This window comes from Herpetosiphon giganteus, from assembly GCF_016907925.1.
In the GTDB taxonomy this organism is placed as follows: domain Bacteria; phylum Chloroflexota; class Chloroflexia; order Chloroflexales; family Herpetosiphonaceae; genus Herpetosiphon; species Herpetosiphon giganteus.
Window position 1 is genome coordinate 13,303 of sequence record NZ_JAFBCZ010000020.1, and the last position, 19,052, is coordinate 32,354.

The following is a 19,052-nucleotide window of genomic DNA, read 5'->3' on the forward strand; positions in this document are numbered from 1 at the left end:
TTTAGGCCTCCACCAGATCAGTACCATCCTGCAAGCTTTGTACAACCTGATCGAACACGGGATCATTCAAAAATTGGGTGAAGGCAATCACCACGGCATTTGGCGCTTGCTTGCGGGCAAAATCGGCCAAACCTTTATGCACCAACACCAGCTTGGCATCGGTTGGTAATGAGCGCACCGATTTATGCACCACGCTAATGCTCAAATTGGCTTGTTTGAGTTTCTTTTTGAGCGCCGTTACACCCATAAAACTTGAGCCAATGCCTGCTTCACAGGCAAACACGATGGTTGAAACATCGGCGGCGGCGATTGATTGAGCCATAACAAACCTCCTTGTTTGACATTAATTAGTGAGCGGCAACAGTTGCGCCAGTCATTTCGGCTGATTCTTGTTCGGCTTCAACAGCTTCTTGGCCGGGGAAGAGTTTGAGCAACACCGAGCCAACCACAAACGAGCCGATAACCCCTACAACCACGCCACCTAAGACCGCAAAATGGCCGCCGCGTGGAATAACTGCAAAATAGGCAAAGATCGAGCCAGGTGATGGCGTAGCAACCAAGCCAGCATCCCAAATCACAAACCAGAGGTCGGCCACAATCCCACCAGCCCACATTGCCACAATCATCATCGGGCGAGCCAAAATATAGGGGAAATAGATTTCGTGAATCCCGCCGAGGAAGTGAATCACGGCAGCGCCTGGAGCCGATTGTTTGAGGTTGCCTTTGCCAGCAAACCAGAAGGCCAAGAGCAAACCCAAGCCTGGGCCTGGATTACTTTCGAGCAAGAAGTGAATTGCCTTGCCACTCTCTTTGACTTCTGCCACACCCAAGGGGCCAAGAATCCCGTGGTTAATCGCATTGTTGAGGAACAGCACTTTGGCTGGTTCGATCAGAATGTCGGCGACTGGTAACAAGCGCGAATCAATCAGGAATTGTACGCCAGCACCCAAGCCATCGCTCAGAAATTCCACGACTGGGCCGATTGCCACATTGGCCAAGAGCACCAAACCAGTTACCAAAAAGCCAGCTGAAAAGTTATTGATCAACATTTCAAAGCCAGTTGGCATCCGATCTTCGAGGAATTCGTCGATTTTCTTCATCAGGTAGCCGCCAAGTGGCCCCATAACCATAGCGCCGATAAACATCGGAATATCGGCCCCGACGATCACACCCATAGTTGCGGCAGCACCAACCACCCCACCACGGGTATCGTGAATCATCTTGCCACCAGTGTAGCCAATCAGGGTTGGCAACAAATAGGTGATCATTGGGCCAACCAGCTTGGCAAAGTCTTCGTTGGGAATCCAACCAGTGGGAATAAACAGAGCGGTGATTAAGCCCCAAGCAATGAACGCACCAATATTGGGAACAACCATTGCAGCCAAGAAGCTGCCAAAGCGCTGAATATGCTGTCGCATGATGGGCGTTTCTCCTTTGAAGTCATTGTTAATCGTCGTTGATTGGCCGTGGATTTCAGAATGGTGGTTCTGCCAGCTAACGCCCGGGTTGTTTGCTGAGCAACAGTTACCCACGGTTTTGCACACACCGCTAAGTAGAGGTTCGTCGCGGTGTTTTGGCAGTGCCCTACACCATGGCAACGATCCTATCGTAGATTGTCAATCGAGGGAGATAGCTCCGGATGGACAGAGGTTCGATGTGTTTGTTCTATTCTTACGGTACAAGCGTTTTAGGCCATTGTCAAGCCATAAAAACCATTTTATTAATTTGCTTTTTAGTCGCTCAATTGCGACAAAATGCGATTATTTCGCAGCCTAAACCATCCACTGCGTAAGCGCCGCAATATCTTCTGGGTGCAACATCGGATGGACTTGGATGACATCAATCGGCACGCTAGCCAACGCCAAGGGCGCAGTGGTAATCACCAAATCAGCCTTGGCCAAACGTTCTGCAGAAAGCTCGCGCATCGATAAAACTTCAAAAATGCCAAGCTTGGGAAACCGCGCCTTGAGCCGCGCCACCAAAAGTTGGGTCGTGGCCATTCCGCTCGGACACACCACCAAACTATTGCGGGTTTGGACTGGTCGCGCCCGCACTACCGCCGCCCGCAACAGCAAAATAAGTTCATCGCGGGCATCGAATGGCAAGGTCACACCAATCGTTGCCAACAAGCTCCGATCAATCAGATCGGCCATCCTCCGCTCTGCTGCATAACGCTCGCTCTGCGTTTCGCTGGCTTGATGCGTCGGAACCCATAAACCAAAACGCTGACGATTGCAAGCAGGCGGAATTAATGCTTCCAAGCCATCGCGCAAAAGCTGATCGTTGGCGAGGGCTGGCACATTGTAGGTTGTGGCAATCAAATCAATCAGGCGATTGATTAAATTATGGGTCACATGATCAGTTTCACGTTGCCTGAGCCATGGTCGTTCGCGGGCGGCACACACCAATTGCAAGCTCAAGCCAGCAATTTCGGCCTGCGTAGCGGTTTGCTCCACGCCATAGCCAATACTTAATTGGGCGGCAATTGGCCAAACTACCTGTTGCTCCAGCCAATGCAAGGTTTCAGGATGCCACGTGAGATACTGTTGGGCGCTAATCCGCTGCTGTTGCAAGGCCAAAGCTAGCCCAAGCAGGCTAATTGCCTGATCACTAAATCGTGCGTGCAATTGCGTTTCAGCCCAAATGATCTGCTGTTGCGCCTCAGCCAAATCAAGCTCCTGCAAAAAGCTATTGATCCGTTGAATAATTGGCAAGAGCGCTGCATCCTGCTGCAACACAAAATCAAAGCCAGCCCCAGCCTGAAGCGTGATAATTGGCAAACTGAAGGGCACATCGCCCCATAACAAGGCAGCAATCGCTTGACGTTTGGCCAATTCAGGGCCTTCGATCCAGCAGCCGCGATGTTGCCGCCGCACCACTTGCAAGCCAAAACTTGCCAACCAAATCTCCATCACATCGAGATCTTTGAGCACCGTCGTGCGCGCAACCGCCAAATCATGCTGAAGCTGGTTGAGGGTCAATGGCTCAGGCGTAATCAACAACACCAAGCCCAAAAGCTGGCCGCGTTGCTCCGGTGTAAGAATCAATTGAAATTTGGCTTGCGATTCAAGCTCGGCATGCAAGCGTTGGCGTTGCTGCGGCGCGCAGATCAGCTGAATGCCAACCCCAGGCACTTGGCGTAAACTGGCGTGGCGACGAGCCAACCAAAGCTTAATACTGCGTAAACTATAGGAAACTTGGCGTGGCGTGAGATGCAAAGACTGGCCGAGCGCCGCAGCCCCGATTGGGGTTTCGGTGGTGAGCAAAAGGTACAATAGATCACGTTGAGCAGTCGTCAGCGACAGCATACGTTTACCCCATAGTGTGGAGCGAAATAGGTTCCCTACAGTGAGAGATTGTGTTTATGCTAGCTGCGATTTAGCCCATTGTCAAGCCCTAAAACACGTTTTATTAATACATTTTTTAGTAGGGCAATTAAGACAAAAGTGGATGATTTAACTATCTGCTTTCACAACTTAATCAGCAAAATAGCAGCATTAAAAACCCCTCTCCCAACACGTTGGAAGAGGGGTTGAAGCAAGCACTGCTTACTTCGCTTCGTCAGCTGGTTTTGAATCCTCATTGACAATCGGGATCGTAGTTGCTTGGGTTTGTTCAGAGGCTTGTTCAGGGGCTGGTGGCCCATCCAATTGGCGCAAAAAGCGATCGGTATAGGTTTCTTCTGCTGGGTCGAAGTGCTTGGCTGCCCGCTCAAAGTAGGGCGTAGTCACACGCCGAGCAAACTCAAGCAAGCCCTCTTCTTGAATCGCGTTCAATGACTCGCGATAATATTCAAAAATATGGGTATTGCCCAAGCTCCAGCCAGCTTGCAACGCGCCTGCGGCAACCACAGCTGAAACATCAAGCAACGATTGGCCTTCGGTGCGCGCGGTTTCGCGCAGTTGGTCGAAGGTATCGGCCAAAGCGGTTGGGGCAGGCAAGCTGCTAGCATTGGCTTTGATCGTTTCCCACGAGCTGCGCAAAGCTGAAACATCAAGCGGCGGCAAATCGACGGTATCGGCGGCTACGCCAGATGTGCCTTCCAAGCGTTCGAGCAAGGCATCAACCGAATCGATATTGGCTTCTGCTGGCAACAATTGGCGTTGTTGCAACTCAGATACTAGCGCCGCCAAATAGGTGCGCGTGCCGCTTGTCACATCGGAGGCTGCGGCCAAAAACCACAGCGGCGACCAACCAAGGCTCAAAAAGCCGACCAATTCAACAGCATTGCCAGCGATTTTGCGCTTGGTCAGTTCTTCAATACCCATCGTTTCGTCAGCATAAACATTTTTTACATCGCCAACCAATTCGATTGTGATGCGCAGCAAGCGTTCAAATGTTACCTGATAGAGCCGCGTATTGCGCAAACTCTTGGGAACGATTACATTGCTAGCCTCGTTGACCAAGCCGCCAACTAAGGCTGCGCCTGCTCGTAGCGTGCGCTCTGGCAACGAAATCACATAATTTAGTGGTTTATCCATCGACATCTCCTTTGACAGCACCTGATCTAGGCTTGTACTAGGACGCTGCTCGCTGCCAATTTGTTTTAGCCATTTTGATCCACGAAGGACACGAAGGGCACGAAGGATAGCTTTTGGCTATTGATACATTGGATTAACCACGGACTGATCCCCTCACCCCAACCCCTCTCCCACGTGGCGGGCGAGGGGCTTTAATCCCATGGTTCTTGCGCACTGCGTTGGTCAAAACCGGTGCTCCCCTCGCCCGCGTTCAGTGGGCCGTTGGATATTTGGCAGTACATTGATTGTCGTCAACGGTAAAAACCGATGCTCCCCTCGCCCGCGTTCAGTGGGAGAGGGGCTGGGGGTGAGGGCATGATCTTGGTTGCCAATCCAATGAACCAATACAGCTTTTGGCTTTTGGATTCAGTTTTTTGCCTTCTGATTTCTGACTTCTGCCTTTTGATTTTACTTCATCCCTCATCCTTCATCCTTCATCCTTCTATAAGGTGTCGCCACAGAATTTGGTAGACATCGGTGGCATGCAAGGCGGCTTCGGGCAAAAGCTCTGGCTGATTGGTCAGTAACAACGGCGCGTGATCAGGATCGCTGCTAATCACGCCATGCGAGCCACGCACGATCGTTGGATCAAGCCCAATCACATCCATCACATAGCGAAAGCCAAGCTTTTTCTTGGCCAAAGTCATACCAATTTTGGCCATTGGCACGCGCAAACTTGGGTCAACAAACAGCTCAGCAGGGTCGTAGCCAGGCTTACGATGAATATCGACTGCCCGCGCAAAATCGGGCGCACGCTGATCATCAAGCCAATAGTAGTAGCTGAACCATGCATCGGCCTCGGCAATCGCCACCAACTCGCCAGCCCGCTCGTGATCAAGGCCATATTCGCGTTTGCCTTCAGCATCAAGCACTTTGGCGATCCCGGGCGTGGCTTCAAGCAAAGCTTTGACCCGCTCCAAATAGCTTAAATCATTCACATACACGTGGGCAACTTGATGATCAGCCACAGCAAAGGCTTTGCTCACGCCAGCATCAAGCAATTCGCGACCCAATTCTTCGCGCACAGCAATTAATCCTGCTGCCCGCAACAAGCGATTAATCGCCACTGGCCGATTAACGCTGGTAATGCCATATTCCGATAAAATAATGATTCGTGCGTTGCGCTGCGCGTAGAAATCGAGCAAATCACCAACAACTTGATCAATTTCGGCCAATTGTGTTGCGCAGCGCTCAATATCAGCACCATATTGTTGAAAACAATAATCCAAATGCGGCAAATAAATTAAGCTTAACGTTGGATTATAGCGTTGCTCAACGGTTTTGGCTGAGCTGGCAATCCAACGCGATGAAGCAATTGAAGAATTTGGCCCCCAAAAATTAAACAACGGAAACTGGCCTAATTCACGTTGTAAATCATCGCGCAATTCGGCTGGTTGGCTGTAAATATCAGGCAATTTGCGGCCATCAGCAGGGTACATCGGGCGTGGCGTAACCGCAACATCAGCGGCTGAATACATGTTGTACCACCAGAACAAATTGGCACAGGTAAAGTTTGGATCAAGCGCTTTGGCCGCTTCCCAAATTTTTGGAGCCTGAACTAATTTATTCGATTGTCGCCAAAATTTAACTTCACATTCATCGCGAAAATACCAGCCATTGCCCACAATTCCATGCTCGCTGGGCATTTTACCAGTCAGGAAGGTTGCTTGCATGCTACAGGTTACTGCCGGAACAATTGGTTTAATCGAGGCTTGGGCAGTTTTTTGCTGCCATGCCCGTAAACGTGGCGTATGTGGCTCAATCAATGCAGGGGTCAAGCCAACAACATTAATGACAACAGTTTTATGCATCTTAGGTTCCTTGAATAGAGCGTTGAGCCAGGCGAGTGAGGCCAAAGGCGGCAATTGCAAACGAGCAAGCCCACAAATTGCCAGCAACAATGCATACGAGGGCATCAAAGAGGCTAATGCCCGCAATCAAACGGCCAATCGCTGGGCCAATTAGGCGCTGGCGATAGACCAAACTGATGCTGTGCAAGACCCAACTCAATAAACCAACACTCACAATAATCGGGCTAAAATCGGGCGTAACCAAGGCATAGCCAGCGGGCAGCAGCATACACAGCGACGGCCACAGCGCCTTCAATTGCGGGCGTAGCTCCGATTTAGCGATAAAGGTAAAGCCCATGACATAACAAAACAACAAGCCAATCGCCAGCCATGCTTGCCACGAAAAACCAGCATCCAAGGCGGCAATTGTGCTGAGATAGACCAGAATCCGCGTGCCAGCCATCAGCACTGGGCTGATTGGATTGGTTTTGTGCCACAAATCGTAGAGCACAATTAACCCAACCAAGCCGCTAGCCCAAAGCAGACCTTGCAAACTCACCAGCGCCACACAGCCCAAGCCAACCCCAAACAAGCCTATTGTCAGCAACAAGGCGACTTTGCGACTGACACGACCGCTGGGCAAAGGCCGATCTGGCCGTTCACGCAGGTCGATTGCATAATCGCACCAATCGTTAAACACCATTCCAGCGCTATAGAAGAGGCTAAATGCCAGTGCCAACAGCCACACCCGCCAATCGCCGATGCTCACGTCAGCCAAGGCCACGCCAGCCAACGTATTGCTGATCACGGTCGGATTATTGGAGATGCGCATCAACTCCAAATAGCCAAACCAACCAGATTTAGCGTTTGAGTTCATGCAGCACCCACGCATATTCCCGCGCAATCGATTCCGTCAGATCGAGTTTTAATTGGCTTGGCAGCACATCCCATGTGTAGGTTTCGATTTCTAAATGTTGGCTGTAGGGTTGCTCATTCAACAGCTGCAAGCTTTCTAGCAAGGCTGGCTGGGTGGCATTGAGCACCCCAAAACTGCCAGTAAATATCGGCACATGAAAATGAATGCGCCATTCGCAGGCCTGCGGATCGTCGATTGCAGCTAAGGCTTGGGGCAAATCGCGATATTGCAGCAACGAGCCATCGCGATTGCGCTGAATGACTTGATGCAAGTAAATTGCTTCGCTGAACGGTGCTAAGGCAGCGGCTACAGCTTGGCGATCGTCACCAAACTCCACTTGCAAGGCCGAGCTAAGCTGCACTTTGGCGATGCTCAGACCTGCTGCTTGATACTTGGCAATCGCTGTACGCGGCGCTTCGTAGGCCACCGCACAATGGCAAGTATCCAAGCAAGCGCCAACATAGCGGCGAATCGCAGTTTGGGCTTCGAGCAACGAGCAATCAAGCATGCCCGCCAATTCGGCTGCGCCAACAGCAAGCAATTGTTCAAAATAGCTGATCAATTCGCCGCTAGTTTCGAGCAAGCCATCTGGCTCTGGCTCGAAGGCCAGTTGAATAATGATGCCGCGCTCGCGTTCAAGCTGCATCAAGGCCGCAACCACCTGCAACACATGGCGATTGAGCAAATCCCACGGCACATTTGTTAAATCAGCAAACCATGGTTTGTAGCTCAACGGGCTGGTCGAAATTGAGCCATGCATGCCGTTGGGCAGCAGCGCCGCCAAAATTTCGATCAAGCGCAGCGTGTAAGCAACTCGTTCAGGTTCACGCCAATCGGGCGCATGCACCTGATCTTTGACAGGTTGTTGATGAAACGGGTGATACGGAAAACCGTTCAGGGTAAAAACATATAAGTTATGTTCAGTTAACCAGGCTTGAAATGCGGCCAATGTAGCTGGCTGCAATAATTCGTGGCTTTCTTGGCCCGAAAGCCGCAGGCCAATCCCAAACGCTTGGTCGGGCGCAACTCGCTGTTTAAGCTCGAGCACATGCTGTTGTAAGCCAGCCAAAACAGCTGGCCAGCCATTGGCAGGGTGAATATTGGTGCAATAGGTCAGTTGTAATTCACGCTCTAGCACATCCATTGATATAATCCTAGTAGCAAAATACTCAGCGCTAGTTTAACATACTATTATTTTGCAGTTGCTTAATTGTAGATGGATCTGAGCATTATGACTGATGTAGTTGTACGCTGGACAGCAGAAGCGATTCAAGAAGCGATTCAAAAACCCACAAAGTTTTTAGCTAATCCTCATTGGTTGCAGTATAGTCAACAACTCGGTGGAATTACACAACTATATACCTATATGTCAACAATGCCCTTAAAAGAAAAAGAACAGCTTTTATTAGCAACCCTGCTGCACTATCCTGGTGCTTCTGTCGATACATATACGCAATTGTTACATATTCATCCTGCAACCTTTCATCGCCACCAAAAACAGCTTTTTGAACACTTAGCTGCTTGTCTTAATAGTCAACAGGTTGATCATCCACCTCATGATCGCTCAAAAGAGTTTGCGAAATTTCATGGACAGCCAATTATTGGGCGTGAGCAAGAGCAAGCCTTAATCCAACGATTATTGGAACAAAAAGATATTCGCTTAATTACATTAACTGGTTTGGGTGGAATTGGAAAGACAACGCTTGCGTTGAGCATAATTTCGCTGCTGCAACAGTCATTTAATCATGGAGCAGTATTTATTCAATTAAGTGAATTCAATAATAATCATGCAGCATTACGAGCGATAGCCAATAAGCTTGGAATTGTTGAATTAAATAAACATTCATTATTACAGCAAATTCAAGAATATTTATATACAAAACAATTACTACTCGTCATCGATAATTTGGAGCATCTAGTCGATTTCGATCAAGTAATTGATCATCTGATTAAAAATACAGTTTCTATAAAAATACTTATTACAAGCAGAACAGTATTAAATTTAAACTATGAACAGGTTATTCTTATCAATCCATTAGATTTTCCTGACGAAAATATCTATAATTGGCAAGATATTGCTGAATATCCAGCTATTCGATTATTTTATCAATGTGCTACTACAGCTGATCCTAGTTTCCAAATTACTAATCAAAATGCATCATTTATTAGCCAGATCTGTCGATTGGTTAGCGGTATTCCATTAGCAATTGAAATTATTGCTGCCTATATTCGCTATTCATCAATCGAAGATTTATATACAAATATACAGCAATCGCTATTAAGTATTAACACGACACTCAATAATCATGCAACCCGCCATCAAAACCTACACAATATTATCGATTGGAGTTTCCAGCAATTAGATTCGGAAACGCAAGCATGCTTTGTTTTGCTTGGTTGTGGTCAGAGTTATACATGGGATTATGCAGCGGCTCAATCATGGACGCAGCTTGATCAAACAAGCTTCAGTCGCTGTTTAAAGCAATTAATTGATCGCCATCTGATTCAGGTTGATCGCTCGAATAAAACAACTCGCTATTCAATGCATACGGTTGTAGCTGTATTTATTGAACATCTATTTCAAGTAGATGCGCAACGTGATAGTGTTATGCAACGTTATTATAATTATTATGCCCAACATATGCAACAAGCTGCCACGAAAATTCAAGCAACAAGTTTACAAGCTCCCATCTACGCAGCAATTAAGCAAGAATATCCCCACTATCGACGAAGCTTAATCTGGTTTTTAAGCCAACCAAGTGGAAGCGACGCGCTTGAATTGATTCGCTCATTATGGCGATTTTGGTTGACGCAAGGGTTTGCCGTCGAGGGCTATGCGTGGTGTCAGCAATTATTAGCCTCGCAAACGCTCTCAAACGAGGAACGAGCGCGACTCAATTTGATCACCGGCAATATTGCTCGTTTGCAAGGAGCATTGCACGCGGCCAAAGAGCTTTTTAAACGCACATTAGGCTTATGGCAAGCGCTTGAACATAGCGAAGGGATTACGTGGGGTTTAGCAAATTATGGACTAACCGCAGTGATGCTAGGCGATTATGCAGAAGCAAAACACTATCTTGCGCAGGCGCTTGAGCATACCCAAAAGCATAATCATGGCTCAATTCAAGCTATTTGTTATGGTAATTCGACCGAATTAGCGCTCGAACAAGCCGATTATGCCAATGCAGCCGCCGCCGCCCAACAGGCGCTGATCTATTGGCAAGCCCACAACGATTTATGGGGCCAAGCTACGGTTTTGCGCTACCAAGCGATTATCCATTTTGAGCAACGCCGCTTCAAAGAATGTAAAAACTGCCTTGAAGATGCGTATCAGTTTGGTTTATTAGCAGGTGACCACAGCCTTATCGGCATGCTTGCAACCCATCTTGGCGCACTGGCAATCCACAACGCTCATTTAGCCCAAGCTTACCAATGGTTGTATCAAGCACTAACGATCCATCAGCAGCTTGGCGATCTCTGTGAATTAGCGCGAACCCTGGAATATTTGGCCTGCTATTACACAACGATTCATAGCTATAAGCGAGCCTTGATGTGTTTGAGTCGTTCCGATAATCTTCATCGCCAAACCCAACGCCAGCGTTCGGTTTACGAACAGGCACAATTTACCGCGTTATTGGATCAAGTAAAACATGCTTTAGGCTCCGATTGGATTGGGATTTGGCATGTTGCGCACCAACAGGCAGTTGAAATGCAAATGTTGGCTCAGCCATAAACGTAGCTGAGCCAATATTGATTCTTACCCGACCAATGCTTGCTCAAGTGGCGCGAGCCTAAATTTGGGGTTTTGGCTCAAAAAGCGGCTGGGATTGGCATAAACCACTTCGTGAATCCATTGCTGCGAATGGCCACGGCGGCGCATTTCAAACATACAATTGGGAATCGCCAGCGGCTGGCTTGGGCCCCAATCGCAGGCCGAAGCCACACACAACCGCTCAGTGCCATACATTTCGAGCATATCAATCGCGCGGCTTGGCGAAACTTTGGTCATCGGATAGAGCGTCAAGCCTGCCCAAAAGCCATGCTCAAGCACCATGCGAATCGTGTGCTCCTCAACATGGTCAACCAGCACCCGACTGGGATCGATGCGGCTGTTGCTAGCCAAGGTTTCTACAATTGCCTTGGTGCCTTTGTATTTATCTTCAAGGTGCGGGGTGTGAATATGAATCAATTGATTGTGCTCAAGCGCCAATTCAACATGATCAATAAATGTGGCAAGTTCGTTGCGGGTCACGCGATTAAGGCCAATTTCGCCAATTCCCAACACGTTTGGGCGCTCCAAAAATTGGGGAATAATTGCCAAGACTTCGCGGGCCAATGCGCGATCTTCGCCTTCTTTGGGGTTCAAACAGAGCCAGGTATAATGCTGAATGCCATATTTGGCGGCGCGTTGGGGTTCAAACTCGGTTAAATGTTTAAAATAATCAGCAAAAGCGCTAGCCGAAACCCGATCGTAGCCAGCCCAAAATGCTGGTTCAGTCACCGCAACACAGCCAGTCAAAGCCATGGCATGATAATCATCGGTGGTGCGCGAAACCATATGCGCATGTAAATCGATATAGTTCATCATTGCTCACTCTCCTTGGCAGCGCCATAGGCACTTTGGCCATCGCGTTCGGCGCGTAGCTCGCTACTCAGATCGCTCAACAACATTTGAATCCGTTCGACGCGGCCAAATTCGCTGCTATTGAGCGCTGCAAGTGCTTCGCGAAAGGCTTTAATGCGGAAATCGTCGTTGGCATTGTGCTCAATCGAACGATCAAAGCGATCCAAAAAGGCAGCAATATCTAAGATTTTAGTCCGATGCTCAATAAATTCAAGCTCGATTAATTCACGCTGCGTGCGTGGGCAAGAGCCTTCAATCTGCATAAAATCCTCGTTTCAAGCGCGTTCAGCTAAACAACGAATCGCTTGTTGCATAACGGTTAAATCAATCGTGTGCACTTCGTAGGGTTGGCCAATATCGCGAATTAATGTGATGGTTAATTGGCCGCCAAGGTGTTCGCGAAACTCAGCTAAGCCACTCAACAGGCTTTGGGGATGCATTGGCTGTTCAAGATAGCTACTCAAGGCTGGGTGATAAAGATCGAAGCCAAGCGCAGTTATGCAATTGAGCACCCGTTGCCACGGAGCCTCAGCCAAATCACCCAGCAAATAGCTATAGGTGCAATCAAGCGCAATCCCAATCGCTACCGCCTCGCCATGGCGTAAACTATAATCGCTGAGATATTCAAGCTTATGCGCCGCCCAATGGCCAAAATCCAAGGGCCGCGCCGAGCCACGCTCAAACGGATCGCCAGCAGCAATGTGAGCAAGATGCAGCTCTGCACAGCGAAAAATCTGATCCTGCATCACGGCCAAATCGCGCTGCTGAAGCGCCGCTGTCGTTTGCTCAATCGTGGCAAAAAAGGCAGAATCTTTGAGCAAAGCCACCTTAATTGCCTCGGCAATGCCGCTACGCCAATCGCGCTCGCTGAGCGTGGTCAAAAAGTGGCTATCGTTGAGCACGGCATAGGGTGGCGCAAACGTGCCCAAGAAATTCTTTTTGCCAAAGGCATTGATGCTATTTTTCACCCCAACTGCTGCATCGTTTTGGGCCAAAACCGTGGTTGGTACGCGAATCAAGCGCACACCACGATGGGCAGTTGCCGCCGCATAGCCAACCATGTCGATTAATGCCCCGCCACCAATCGCCATCACATACGAATGCCGATCGATCGCATAGCGATTAATGCCAGCATAGACCGCTTGCAACGGCTCGCTGCTGTGTTTGATCGCTTCGCCGCCAGCCAGCATAAGGCTTGGTTCGACCAATTCAAAGGCTTGGCTGGCTTGGGCATAGGCCGCAATCTCGGCTAAGAGGGTCGGGTGATGCTCAGCCACAGCCTGATCAAGCACCACCCAAAGTTTGGGCAGGCTTGGCGCTGGAGCAAATATAGCAGCTAAACAAGGGTTAGCTCGGTCAAAAAGTTTATGAGTGCAATGTACTGGATACGAATAACGAACTTCAAACGCTTGCTGGATCGAACGCATAGCCATCTCTACCACTATGAGCAAATGCTCCAAATACTGAAATTACAATATTCCAATTTTAGCATAGCTTGTAGTAGGCCGTTATTTAGCGTGCGCCAAACAACGCAGTGCCTACCCGCACAAACGTCGAGCCTTCCTCGATGGCCACCTCAAAATCGCCGCTCATGCCCATCGAAAGCTCTGGCAAAGGGCGATCAAGCTCCTGCTCAAGCGCATCGCGCACGTCGCGCAAGGCCCGAAAGCATGGCCGCACCACGCCCTCAACATCATCAGAATAGGGCGCGATCGTCATAAAGCCCTGCAAATCGATCAACGGTAGCTGAGCGATCGCTCGAACTTCGGCCACAAACTCGCGCCACGAAGGGTTGCGCAGGCCACCAGCTAAGGCAAAGCCATCTTTGGAGCGCTCGCCAGAAACATTCACTTGCAGCAAAATTGGCAAGGGCTGCGGAATGAGCGCCGCTTCTTCATCAACAATTCGGTTGAGAATTTCGGCTAGTTTGAGGCTATCGATTGAATGGATTAATGAAAAAAGCTTGGCAGCGCGCCGCGCCTTGTTGCGTTGCAAATGGCCAATTAAATGCCAGCGGGTTTGCACTATGGCTTCTGGCGTTTGCAGGGCAATTTTCTCCTCGGCCTCTTGCACCCGATTTTCGCCCACATCGTGAATACCAGCCGCCAAAACCGCGTTGACCCGCAGCATTGGATGGGTTTTGGTGACCGCAATCAAGCGCACGCTGGCGGGATCGCGCTGGCTGCGCTGAGCAGATTGGTCGATCCGCTGCTGAATCTGGGCAATCTGTTCCAACAATTGAGCCTGATCAAACGGCATGACGTACCTCGCGTAGACCAATCACCGCAGCAAAGCGACCGGTAGCTCCGGCTTCGTGACGATGCGAAAAGAATCGATCATTATGACAAGCTGTACATAAATTCATGTTAATCAGGTTGGCAGGTTGAATGCCAGCTTGCAGCAACCAATGGGCATTTGCCGCCCATAAATCAAAATGCGGACGCTGTTTGCCAAGTTGGCGCAACAACACATGGGTCGAATGCTCGCCGAATGCTTGTTCAACCGCGCCGATCACTGGCTGATCAACCTCATAGCAGCATGGGCCAATCGCAGGGCCGATAGCCGCTAGAATATTGGCTGGCTCAGAGCCAAATTGGGCTTGCATGGTTGTGATGACCACTTTGGCAATATTATTAACTGTGCCTTGCCAACCGGCGTGAGCCACGCCAACCGCCTGAGCAATCGGATCAAAAAAGAGCAATGGTGTGCAATCGGCAAAATTGGCCCACAGCACCAACCCAGGCTGGTTGGTAACTAAACCATCGGCAGGCGGCAAGGTTGTTTCGCGCTCGCTCGCGCCGCGTCCGCGCTGCAATTCGCCCACCACCGCAACGGTTGTGCCATGAACTTGGCCAGCCAAAACTGCATCGTCTAGGCTAAAACCGACCTGTTCTGCAAAGCGGCGGCGATTTTCCAAGACGGCGGCGGGATCGTCGGGCCGCGAAAAACCAAGATTGAGGGTTGCATGGGGTGGTTTACTGACCCCACCTTGGCGGGTTGAAACGCCATGAATCAACTCAGGATACCGCAAGAAGCGTTGGATTTGCTCGATCATGCCAACCCCCATCAGATTGCTTGAATTTAATCAGCAATACAAAGCGTGCTAGCGCCCATCATAACACCAGATGCAGCTTGGTTGAAAAGCAAAAATCCCCCTTGAATGGTTTTTCGCCATCCAAGGGGGATTTGCACTTTGCGAAGCAGCAGGCCTAGGGGTTAGGCGTTGCGGCTTTTCTTCAATTCTTCGACGCGGGCCGAAAGTTGGGCAATTTTGTCGCTCAGCTCGTCGATATCGCGCTTTGATGGAATATTCATGCGGTTGAGCACTTGTTCGAGCCGTGATTCAACCCGTGATTCAGCTTCATCGGCAACATGCTCAACTTCGCGTTTGCGGCGCGAAAGCACATCATTCAACAAGGTTTTGGCTTCACGTTCGGCAACTTCACCACGATCAACCAAGCGACCAACGAATTGCTCCATTTCGTCGCGGGTCATGGCGACAGCGCCAACAGCAGCCAACATCAATTTGCGCACGCCATCGACAAATGGCACGCCACGATCGTCAGCATCTTTCTTGATTTCATTCAAGCTTACTTCGATTTCATCAGCCATTACAATAACTCCTTTGGATTGACCTATCGCTCACCAGTTGTTCCAGTATAGCACCGCGCCAAATTAGCCGTGAAGCGCTTCGATCCGGCGTTCAACTTCGCGTTGAACGGTAACGCGCTTGGCGTGGCTGGCTTCAAACAATTTGACGTGATGTAATTCGGCGATGCCCAAGCCATCGAGCTTGGCAATGGCTTCTTCAGCGCGCAAGGCTTCGTAGCCAGCAAAAGGCTCGCGAATTTCGCCATCGACGGTCAGGTGTTTGGCAACCGATTGTTCAATTTCGCGTTGAACGGTGACGCGTTTGGCGTGGTTGCTTTCGTAGGCTTCCAAAGCAAACAGTTCATCAAGGCTCAAGGTTGGCAACAAAACAATAATTTCTTCGGCGGTAAGATTTTCGTAGTTGGCAACTGGGGCGATGCTGCCATCGCTGCCAAGTTCGCGCAATTGAGCGTTAAGTTGGGCAATGCGGGTATCGAGCACGCGCAATGTTTTACGTGAAGGAATGTTCAAGTTTTCCAAGACATCGCTCACGCCACGCTCAACAGTTTGGCTGGCATCTTGCACATCGTTATTCAAATTGTTTTGCTCGCGGCGGAGGCGCACATTCAAATCTTTCAAATCGCCGCGAACCCCGGCGGCCACTTTTTCGCCGCGCTTGATCAATTTTTTGAAGGTTTTTTCACCGTTATCGATAGCCAACCCAGCAATCCCCAAGCCTGCCAACCATGAACGGCGAGCAACTTTTTGGGCGCTTTTGACTTGTTTTTCAGTCGTGTCAGCAATTTGGCGAATGATCGTCATAGATCGCTCCTTTTGGGTAAACCGCCAAGTGGCAGTTTTTTTATAGCATGTGTTGTTATTTCGATGTCATGACGCGTTGCGTTATCAAGAATATAACACAGCGCGTCATAAGTGTCAAGAGCGATTAATCACAGAATTTGGCGATCTCTCCGATTTACAGGCCGCTGATCCCTAACATCTATTGCCTCAGCTAGGCTCTTGGCGATTGGCTTTGGACTATAGAAACAGCAATCAAACAATCATTCGTGGAATTCGTGTAATTCGTGGCTAAAAGAGATTTGGCGATTGGATTTGGGCGATTGGCTTTTGGAACCTAATCTGTGGTCATCTGTGTCAATCTGTGGCGAAAACAAGGTATGAAGGATGAGGCTATTGGCTTTGGGCTATGGAAACAGCAATCAAACAATCATTCGTGGAATTCGTGGCTAAAAAACTCAAATTCGCGCGTTTTGCGATTACGTTCTTCGTGCTCTTCGTGGATCAAATGCTTCGCGCTCTTCGTGGCCTAGCGGACTGGGTAGCGGCTAGGGAGAATTATTAATGTTTAAGCCCAAAGCATTAAACGGATAGCACGCATGAATCAAGGCCGATGTTAGATGCTGTCACGCTGATGTAAGCCATGCTCAACCGCTAACAGTGCCGCTTGGGTGCGATCGCCAACCTCAAGTTTGGCTAAAATGGTACTCACATGATTACGGACTGTGCCTTCAGAAAGCCGCAGATCGTCAGCAATACTAGCGTTGGTATAGCCCTTGGCAATTAGATTGAGGACGGTGCGCTCTCGTTCGGTTAGGCGCTGGGACAGCTGGCTTGTTGCTGGGTTGCTGCGCGCTTGGGCAACCTGATTCAGCAAGCGGCCAGTCACATGCGGGTCAACGTAGGCATTGCCAGCGACTGTACCACGAATCGCATTCACCAAGTCACTGTGGGCCATATCCTTTAGCAAGTAGCCTGCGGCTCCAGCCCGAATCGCCTCAAATAACCATTCATCATCATCGTAGGTCGTCAAAACAAGCACCTTCACGCTTGGTTGGTTCGCCCGAATCTGGCGGGTGGCTTCGATGCCATTCATAACGGGCATTTTGAGATCCATCAGCACCAGATCTGGCTCCCATTCCGCACTCAGATGGACTGCATCACGGCCATTACTCGCGGTAGCAACCACCTTAAGGTCGGAGGCAAGATTGAGCATAATCGAGAGGCCATCACGCACGACCGCCTGATCGTCACAGATTACAAGCTTGATCATCTATTACTCCTTGCCATGAAAATGCACCGTGACGCAGGTTCCTGCATTGGAACTACTGGTTATGCTGATCGTGCCGCCAAGTTCGTGAACCCGCTCTTCCATGCCCGTGAGGCCAAAATGGCCGTTGAGTGGGGTAGCCGTAAGGTCAAAGCCACAACCATCATCGCGCACAATTAAACAGAGGTCGCTATGATCATGGCTCAATTGCACCAATAACTGTTGCGCTTGCGCATGGCGAATCGTATTCCGAATGGCTTCTTGGGCCACGCGATAGAGACAGGTTTCGATCTCCAACGCCATGGGTGGAAGCAGCGGCGGAATCACAAGCTCAAGCTTAATTGGACTGGTGGCAGCCAGTTGTTCCGCCAATTGGCGGATGGCTAAGGCAAGCCCCAAATCGTCAAGCGGGCGGGATCGTAAGGCTTTGAGGGCGAGGCGGGTTTCTTGCAGCCCATGGCGAGCCGCCTCCAAAGCTGAATCTTGCAAGCTATGACTGGTTTGTGGCTCAATCGTGCGATACAGCTTGGCCGCCTCCAACTGAACAATTAAGCCACTCAGCGCATGCGCCAAGGTGTCATGTAACTCGCGAGCTACTCGATTGCGCTCACGGCTGATGGCGAGTCGTTCTTGGGTTCCTGCATAGTGACGCAGCTGCGCATGGGCTTCCCGCAGCGCCGCATTTTGCGAACGAAGCCGCTGCATCAGCGCCGAGAGGGCGTAGCCAAAGACCAAAAAGGTGCTGGTTTGCACAATCGTGATTGCAACTGCGGAGCTAAACCGTGGCGCGCGTAGCAAAATCGGCCCCAAAATCAGCGCACCAGTGGCAAAACAAAACCACACAACCTGTCGCCAGCTATACGTCCATGCAACCATCACAACGGCAACACATAACATCGGGCATAAGCGCAGGACGACCAAGCCAGGTTCGGCAGTAATCGGGCCTTGGCCGCTTGTAATCAGCGGAGTAAGGGCGATTGGAACGACCGAAATCAGCGCCAGAATTAGCGGCATAAACCAGCGCCCTAAAGTTCGTTGGGCCGCATCCCACGTGGCTAAGCCAAACACCATCCCCGCTAAAGCCATATGAATTGCATAATAAAACCATGGCAAGGGATACGCCCCTGGCCGCGAGATTAACGAAACCCAATCAAGCCCCGTTAAAATTAAAAAATAGCTCATCCACAACAACGCCACACTCTGCAAAATCCGTTTAATCGTCAAGCCGCCACTGCCATGATCGGGGTCGTGGAAGGCATTCAACAAGGCGCTGGATTGGTTGGCTGGCGCTGCATGGATGAACGTCGGTGACTCGTGGACATGCATAGACATTCCTTGCGGTGGTCATGGGTCAGTTGCCCATCGGCATTATAGCATGGCGATTTTTGAGCGCGCAGTGCCAAATGTCATGATTCTGTAGCCCCAACCTATGACAAATGTCATCCCTTAGACACTGCCAAATAATGACATTTTGCACGCAGGGCCAAGCCCTCTGCTGTGCTATACTCCGCAAACTTTCGCACCGTGCTCCGCATACATTGGC

Annotated in this window: 15 protein-coding genes and 1 pseudogene; 1 reads left to right on the forward strand and 15 read right to left on the reverse strand. The window is 49.9% G+C overall.

Annotation, left to right across the window (positions count from 1 at the left end):
• Position 1 precedes the first annotated feature (1 nt).
• The 6 genes and pseudogenes from JOD20_RS17300 to eboE all read right to left on the reverse strand — a co-directional run bounded on the left by JOD20_RS17300 (position 2) and on the right by eboE (position 8,370).
• Positions 2–1,418: pseudogene (locus JOD20_RS17300) on the reverse strand (PTS mannitol transporter subunit IIBC).
• 354 nt (positions 1,419–1,772) lie between these two features.
• Positions 1,773–3,308 (reverse strand): BglG family transcription antiterminator, encoded by a 1,536-nt coding sequence (locus JOD20_RS17305; protein ID WP_204756467.1) that lies wholly within the window; start codon positions 3,306–3,308, stop codon positions 1,773–1,775.
• A gap of 240 nt (positions 3,309–3,548) precedes the next feature.
• Positions 3,549–4,481 carry a hypothetical protein gene (locus JOD20_RS17310; RefSeq protein ID WP_204756468.1) on the reverse strand — a complete coding sequence of 311 codons (933 nt, stop codon included), beginning with the start codon at positions 4,479–4,481 and terminating at the stop codon, positions 3,549–3,551.
• A 473-nt stretch (positions 4,482–4,954) separates the two neighbouring features.
• Positions 4,955–6,331 (reverse strand): alkaline phosphatase family protein, encoded by a 1,377-nt coding sequence (locus JOD20_RS17315; protein ID WP_204756469.1) that lies wholly within the window; start codon positions 6,329–6,331, stop codon positions 4,955–4,957.
• Position 6,332: 1 nt separating this feature from the next.
• Positions 6,333–7,187: a UbiA family prenyltransferase gene (locus tag JOD20_RS17320; RefSeq protein WP_204756470.1), complete on the reverse strand. Its 855-nt coding sequence runs from the start codon at positions 7,185–7,187 to the stop codon at positions 6,333–6,335.
• The gene (gene eboE, locus JOD20_RS17325) at positions 7,171–8,370 is read right to left on the reverse strand and encodes a metabolite traffic protein EboE (RefSeq protein ID WP_204756471.1); all 1,200 of its coding nucleotides are present in this window, start codon (positions 8,368–8,370) and stop codon (positions 7,171–7,173) included. The genes JOD20_RS17320 and eboE overlap by 17 nt, the downstream gene beginning before the upstream one ends.
• Positions 8,371–8,457: 87 nt before the next feature.
• On the opposite strand from eboE, the gene JOD20_RS17330 reads away from it, so the two are divergent.
• Complete coding sequence (locus JOD20_RS17330) at positions 8,458–10,959, forward strand: ATP-binding protein (RefSeq protein ID WP_204756472.1); 2,502 nt, start codon at positions 8,458–8,460, stop codon at positions 10,957–10,959.
• Between the two features lie 24 nt (positions 10,960–10,983).
• Here JOD20_RS17330 and JOD20_RS17335 read toward each other — a convergent pair whose 3' ends face one another.
• From JOD20_RS17335 to JOD20_RS17375, 9 genes are all read right to left on the reverse strand, one after another.
• Positions 10,984–11,811 carry a TatD family hydrolase gene (locus JOD20_RS17335; RefSeq protein ID WP_420828955.1) on the reverse strand — a complete coding sequence of 276 codons (828 nt, stop codon included), beginning with the start codon at positions 11,809–11,811 and terminating at the stop codon, positions 10,984–10,986.
• Positions 11,811–12,113: a hypothetical protein gene (locus tag JOD20_RS17340; protein WP_204756474.1), complete on the reverse strand. Its 303-nt coding sequence runs from the start codon at positions 12,111–12,113 to the stop codon at positions 11,811–11,813. The genes JOD20_RS17335 and JOD20_RS17340 overlap by 1 nt, the downstream gene beginning before the upstream one ends.
• 12 nt (positions 12,114–12,125) lie before the next feature.
• Complete coding sequence (locus tag JOD20_RS17345) at positions 12,126–13,283, reverse strand: 3-dehydroquinate synthase (protein ID WP_204756475.1); 1,158 nt, start codon at positions 13,281–13,283, stop codon at positions 12,126–12,128.
• 79 nt (positions 13,284–13,362) lie between these two features.
• Complete coding sequence (locus JOD20_RS17350; RefSeq protein WP_204756476.1) at positions 13,363–14,109, reverse strand: YggS family pyridoxal phosphate-dependent enzyme; 747 nt, start codon at positions 14,107–14,109, stop codon at positions 13,363–13,365.
• Positions 14,099–14,905: a peptidoglycan editing factor PgeF gene (pgeF, locus tag JOD20_RS17355; protein WP_204756477.1), complete on the reverse strand. Its 807-nt coding sequence runs from the start codon at positions 14,903–14,905 to the stop codon at positions 14,099–14,101. Before pgeF ends, JOD20_RS17350 begins: the two co-directional genes overlap by 11 nt.
• Before the next feature lie 161 nt (positions 14,906–15,066).
• Positions 15,067–15,462: a phasin family protein gene (locus tag JOD20_RS17360; RefSeq protein ID WP_204756478.1), complete on the reverse strand. Its 396-nt coding sequence runs from the start codon at positions 15,460–15,462 to the stop codon at positions 15,067–15,069.
• A 63-nt stretch (positions 15,463–15,525) separates the two neighbouring features.
• Positions 15,526–16,263 (reverse strand): phasin family protein, encoded by a 738-nt coding sequence (locus JOD20_RS17365; protein WP_204756479.1) that lies wholly within the window; start codon positions 16,261–16,263, stop codon positions 15,526–15,528.
• 592 nt (positions 16,264–16,855) lie between these two features.
• On the reverse strand, positions 16,856–17,512 hold the full coding sequence (locus JOD20_RS17370; protein ID WP_204756480.1) for a response regulator: 657 nt from the start codon (positions 17,510–17,512) through the stop codon (positions 16,856–16,858).
• Positions 17,513–17,515: 3 nt separating this feature from the next.
• The gene (locus tag JOD20_RS17375) at positions 17,516–18,835 is read right to left on the reverse strand and encodes a sensor histidine kinase (RefSeq protein WP_204756481.1); all 1,320 of its coding nucleotides are present in this window, start codon (positions 18,833–18,835) and stop codon (positions 17,516–17,518) included.
• Positions 18,836–19,052: the final 217 nt, after the last annotated feature.